Source organism: Kribbella sp. (assembly GCF_035655035.1).
GTDB lineage: Bacteria > Actinomycetota > Actinomycetes > Propionibacteriales > Kribbellaceae > Kribbella.
Genome location: NZ_DASRVN010000311.1, coordinates 1 through 4,969 on the forward strand (window position 1 = coordinate 1; position 4,969 = coordinate 4,969).

Annotated in this window: 6 protein-coding genes; 5 read left to right on the forward strand and 1 reads right to left on the reverse strand. The window is 67.7% G+C overall.

Going from position 1 to position 4,969, the window contains the following annotated elements; all coding sequences use genetic code 11:
* The 5 genes from pstS to VFF46_RS17935 all read left to right on the forward strand — a co-directional run.
* Nucleotides 1–895, forward strand: an 895-nt coding sequence (gene pstS / locus VFF46_RS17915; protein ID WP_325038277.1) for a phosphate ABC transporter substrate-binding protein PstS, incomplete at its 5' end; no start/stop codon positions are given.
* Between the two features lie 360 nt (nucleotides 896–1,255).
* Nucleotides 1,256–2,254: a phosphate ABC transporter permease subunit PstC gene (gene pstC / locus VFF46_RS17920; RefSeq protein WP_325038282.1), complete on the forward strand. Its 999-nt coding sequence runs from the start codon at nucleotides 1,256–1,258 to the stop codon at nucleotides 2,252–2,254.
* Entirely contained in the window at nucleotides 2,251–3,171 is a 921-nt protein-coding gene (gene pstA, locus VFF46_RS17925; protein WP_325038278.1) for a phosphate ABC transporter permease PstA, read from the forward strand. Before pstC ends, pstA begins: the two co-directional genes overlap by 4 nt.
* 19 nt (nucleotides 3,172–3,190) lie before the next feature.
* Nucleotides 3,191–3,967 carry a phosphate ABC transporter ATP-binding protein PstB gene (pstB, locus tag VFF46_RS17930; RefSeq protein ID WP_325038279.1) on the forward strand — a complete coding sequence of 259 codons (777 nt, stop codon included), beginning with the start codon at nucleotides 3,191–3,193 and terminating at the stop codon, nucleotides 3,965–3,967.
* 524 nt (nucleotides 3,968–4,491) lie between these two features.
* On the forward strand, nucleotides 4,492–4,680 hold the full coding sequence (locus VFF46_RS17935) for a hypothetical protein (protein WP_325038280.1): 189 nt from the start codon (nucleotides 4,492–4,494) through the stop codon (nucleotides 4,678–4,680).
* Between the two features lie 36 nt (nucleotides 4,681–4,716).
* On the opposite strand, the gene VFF46_RS17940 is transcribed toward VFF46_RS17935, so the two are convergent.
* Nucleotides 4,717–4,969: DUF2752 domain-containing protein (locus VFF46_RS17940; RefSeq protein ID WP_325038281.1), on the reverse strand; the 253-nt coding region annotated here is incomplete at its 5' end.

Consider the following 4,969-nt stretch of genomic DNA (forward strand, 5'->3'; position numbering starts at 1 on the left):
GAAGTGCGCCGACGTCACGGTGAACTACAACCCGACCGGTTCCGGCGCGGGTATCAAGCAGTTCAACGCGAACCAGGTGGACTTCGCCGGCTCCGACTCGGCGCTGAAGCCGGCCGAGATGACCGCGGCCACCAAGCGGTGCGGCGGCAACCCGGCCATCGACCTGCCGATGGTCGTCGGCCCGATCGCGATCGCGTACAACGTCGACGGCGTGTCGAAGCTGATCCTCGACGGCCCGACCGCGGCGAAGATCTTCGCGGGCACGATCAAGACCTGGAACGACCCGGCGATCAGCAAGCTGAACCCGGGCGTCACGCTGCCGTCGGCTCAGATCTCGGTGTTCTTCCGGTCCGACGAGTCCGGTACCACCGAGAACTTCAGCAAGTACCTGAAGGCCGCCGGTGGTGGCGCGTGGACCAAGGAGCCCGCCAAGAAGTGGGCCGGCACCGGTTCCGGCAAGGAGAAGTCGTCCGGTGTCGCCGAGGCCGTGAAGAGCACCAAGAACTCGATCACCTACGACGAGTGGTCGTACGCGGTCGACAACAAGCTCGGCATCGCGCTGATCGACAACGGCTCGGGCACCCCGGTCGAACTGTCCGCCGACTCCGCCGGTAAGGCGCTCGCCGCGGCCAAGCCGGCCGACGCGTCCGGCAAGGACCTGGCGCTGAAGCTGGACTACACGACCAAGGCCGCGGGCACCTACCCGATCGTCCTGGTCACCTACGAAATCGCCTGCACCAAGGGCCTGCCGGCCGACAAGACCGCGATGGTGAAGAGCTTCCTCAGCTACTTCGTCAGCGCCGAGGGCCAGTCGGCACTGACCGCCCTGAACTACGGCCAGCTGCCGGCCGAGGTCCAGACGAAGGTCACCGCCGCGATCCAGGCGATCAGCTGATCGCGAAGCAGTACTGAGGCGAGCCCCGGCCGGTCCGATTGATACATCGGAGGCGGCCGGGGCTCGTGCCACTGAAGAGACCAGACGGCACATGTCACGATTCAGGCGCTTGGAGCACCATCGATGAGTAGTCCAGACGGCACGGCACCGCCCGACCGGCCGGACGGCCAGACCGATCCGGCGATCGAGGATCTGGTCCACGAGGACGCCGGCCCGACTCCGCAGTTCGGCGGACTGGCCACCGAACACGCCGAGCACGAGGCGGCACAGCAGTCCACCGAGGTACTGACCGAGTCCGGCGTCGAGAGCACGGACGGTACGCCGGCCACGCCCGCCGCGAAGGCCGGCGACGACCGCCCGCTGGCCCTCGGCCCGGTCGGCCACCTGGGCGACCGGTTGTTCGGCGGGCTCGCCCGCGGCTCCGGCGGCCTGGTGGTGCTGATCGTCGCGTTCGTCGGCATCTTCCTGCTGGCGCTGGCGATCCCGTCGCTGGCGGGCGACAAGAGCAACTTCCTGTTCTCCCGGGTCTGGAACCCGGGCGGCGACAACCCGCAGTTCGGTATCGCCGCACTCTTCTACACCACGGTGGTCAGCTCGATCATCGCCATGCTGATCGCGGTGCCGGTCGCGGTCGGCGTCGCGCTGTTCGTCACGTACTACGCCCCGAAACGGCTGGCTTCACCGGTCGCGCACGCCGTCGACCTGCTGGCCGCCGTGCCGTCGATCATCTACGGCCTGTGGGGCATCCTGTTCTTCGCGCCGATCCTGCGCCCGGTGATCACCGGGATCTCCGACGCGCTCGGCTGGATCCCGGTGTTCAAGGAGCCGTCCGGCGGCGACGTCGGCGTCGTCTTCACCGCGTCGGTGGTACTGGCGATCATGATCCTGCCGGTGGTCACCGCGATCAGCCGGGAGATCTTCGCGCAGACGCCGATCGCGCACCGCGAGGGCGCGCTCGCGCTCGGCGCCACCCGGTGGGAGATGATCCGGATGGCGGTGCTGCCGTACGGACGCTCCGGTGTGGTCAGCGCCTCGATGCTCGGCCTCGGCCGCGCGCTCGGTGAGACCGTCGCGGTCCTGATCATCCTGTCGGTGCCGAACGCCAACGATCCCTGGAACTCGTCGATCTTCGCCGGTGGCGAGACGTTCGCGTCGAAGATCGCCAACAACGCCGCCGAGTTCGACTCGCCGGAGAAGACCGGTGCGTACATCGCGGCCGGCCTGGTGCTGTTCGTGGTGACCTTCCTGGTCAACTCGATCGCGCGGATCATCGTCGAACGCAGCGCTCCCGGCGGACGGCGGACCCGCCGCGGCCGGCGCGCCGGTTCGTCCACTGCTGCCGAAGGAGCCGGGTCATGACCACTGCGACAGCCGACAAGGCGGCGTTCGACGGCCGGGCCCTGGATCTGTCCGGCAAGTCCGGTGCCCGTGCGTTCAAGAACACACTGGCCACGGTGCTGATGGTGCTGGCGTTCGTACTGGCGATGATCCCGCTGCTGTGGATCCTCTACACCGTCGTGACCAAGGGTTATCACCTGCTCCTCAACGCCGACTGGTGGAACCAGTCGCAGCGCGGCATCACCGTCCGGCGCGAAGGCGGCGGCGCGTACCACGCGATCATGGGCACGTTGATCATGGGCCTGACCACCGCGGTCATCGCGGTACCGATCGCGATCCTCGGCGCGGTCTACCTGGTCGAGTACGCCAAGGGCACCCGGGCCGCCCGGGTGGTCAGCTTCATGATCGACATCCTCACCGGTGTCCCGTCGATCGTCGCCGCGCTGTTCATCTACGCGGTGTGGATCACGGTGTTCGGCTTCAACCGGGTCGGTTTCGCGGTGTCGCTGTCGCTGGTACTGCTGATGCTTCCGGTCGTACTGCGGTCCACCGAGGAGATGCTGAAACTCGTACCGGACGAGCTGCGGGAGGCGTCGTACGCCCTCGGCGTCCCGAAGTGGAAGACGATCCTCAAGGTGGTCGTACCGACCGCGTTCGGTGGCATCGTCACCGGCGTGATGCTCGGTCTGGCGCGCGTGATGGGTGAGACCGCACCGTTGCTGATCCTGGTCGGCTACTCGAAGAACATCAACCTGAACCCGTTCAGCGGCTTCATGGGCGCCCTGCCGACGATGATCAACCAGGACCGCAACGACATGGCGCTGCAGCCGGCCAACGACCGGGTCTGGGCAGCGGCGCTCACCCTGATCCTGCTGGTTCTCGTCCTCAATCTGCTGGCCCGGCTGATCGCCCGGTTCAGCGCCGTCAAGTCGAAATAGCGAGAGGTTCCGATCCGATATGGCTAAGCGCATCGAGGTCAGCGGCCTCAACGTCTACTACGGCGACTTCAAGGCCGTAGAGGACGTGTCGATGACGATCGAGCCCCGCTCGGTCACCGCGTTCATCGGCCCGTCCGGCTGCGGCAAGTCCACCTTCCTGCGGACCCTGAACCGGATGCACGAGGTGATCCCGGGGGCCCGCGTCGAGGGCAAGGTGACGCTGGACCAGCAGGACCTGTACGCCAACGGCATCGACCCGGTCGCCGTCCGCCGGGTCGTCGGCATGGTGTTCCAGCGGCCGAACCCGTTCCCGACGATGTCGATCTTCGACAACGTCGCGTCCGGGCTGAAGCTGAACGGCGTCAAGGACAAGAAGAAGCTCACCCAGGTGGTCGAGGAGTCCCTCAAGGGCGCCAACCTCTGGAACGAGGTCAAGGACCGCCTGGACAAGCCCGGCGCGGGTCTGTCCGGCGGTCAGCAGCAGCGGCTGTGCATCGCCCGGGCGATCGCGGTCGAGCCCGAGGTGATCCTGATGGACGAGCCCTGCTCCGCCCTGGACCCGATCTCCACGCTGGCGATCGAGGACCTGATCGAGAAGCTCAAGGACAAGTTCACGGTCGTCATCGTCACGCACAACATGCAGCAGGCGGCCCGGGTCTCCGACCAGACCGCGTTCTTCAACCTGGCGGCGACCGGCAAGCCGGGGCGGCTGATCGAGATGGCCCCGACCAAGCAGATCTTCTCCAACCCGACCGAGAAGGCCACCGAGGACTACATCACCGGCCGCTTCGGCTGATCCACCCCGCACGACACAACGGCCGTCGCGACGAGTCGTCGCGGCGGCCGTTGCCGTTCGAGGGCACGGTGTGGGGGCATGACTGCGAACCTGTGGGAAAGATAGGCTGCGCTGATTTCACGACGTTCTCAGAAGGGACCGCGGTGAGCACACCGACGCCACCTCCCGGCGACGACCAGAACAACCCGAACGGACCAGAGGGCTACCCCGGGCAGCGACCTGGCCAGCAGCCGGGCCAGTACGGCCAGCCTGGGCAACCCGGTCAGCCTGGGCAGCCCGGTCAGCCGGGTTAGCCTGGTCAGCCGGGCTACGGCCAGCAGCCTGGCAACAGGCAGCAGCAGCCCGGTGGGTACGGCCAGCAGCCCGGCGGTTATGGCCAGGAGCCTGGCGGTTATGGGCAGCAGCCGGGTTATGGCCAGCAGCAGCCCGGCGGGTACGGCCAGCAGCCTGGCGGCTACGCGCAGTACCCCGGTGGCAACGCCGGCTATGGCGCCACCGCGCCGCCGAGCAACGCGCCGAAGACCATGTCGATCATCGGGATCGTCTGCTGGTTCTGCTGCCCACCGGCGTCGATCATCCTCGGTTTCCTCGCGCAGGGTAAGTTCCGCGAGCAGGGTCAGTCCGACACGCTGGCACGGGTCGCCTGGATCGGCGGCATCGTGCTCCTGGTGATCAGCATCATCAGCACGATCGTGCGCCTGCAGAACCAGTAGGCCCTCCGGCGGGCGGCAGGTGTCGCCCGCCCGGCATCAGACCAGATTGCGGGCGACGCCGTACACGATCATCAGCGCGATGATGCCGTACGCCGTCCAGTCGGCGGCGCGGCGGCTCATCCCGAGCCGCGGCAGTCTGACCAGTCGCAGCGATTCGAGCGTCCAGGCAAGCACCTGGTAGCCGATGGCAACGGCGGCCAGCGGGCCGAGCACGAACACCACGGGGTTGAAGTGCCAGGCGCCGGCGAAGTCGCCGCGGAGCATGGCGGCAGCCATCCGCGTCGACCCG

What these genes read in the sequence shown, in the direction of transcription:
- pstB (WP_325038279.1), top strand. Translation starts at nt 3,191, where the DNA reads ATGGCTAAGCGCATCGAGGTCAGCGGCCTCAACGTCTACTACGGCGAC.
- pstA (WP_325038278.1), top strand. Translation starts at nt 2,251, where the DNA reads ATGACCACTGCGACAGCCGACAAGGCGGCGTTCGACGGCCGGGCCCTG.
- VFF46_RS17935 (WP_325038280.1), top strand. Translation starts at nt 4,492, where the DNA reads ATGTCGATCATCGGGATCGTCTGCTGGTTCTGCTGCCCACCGGCGTCG.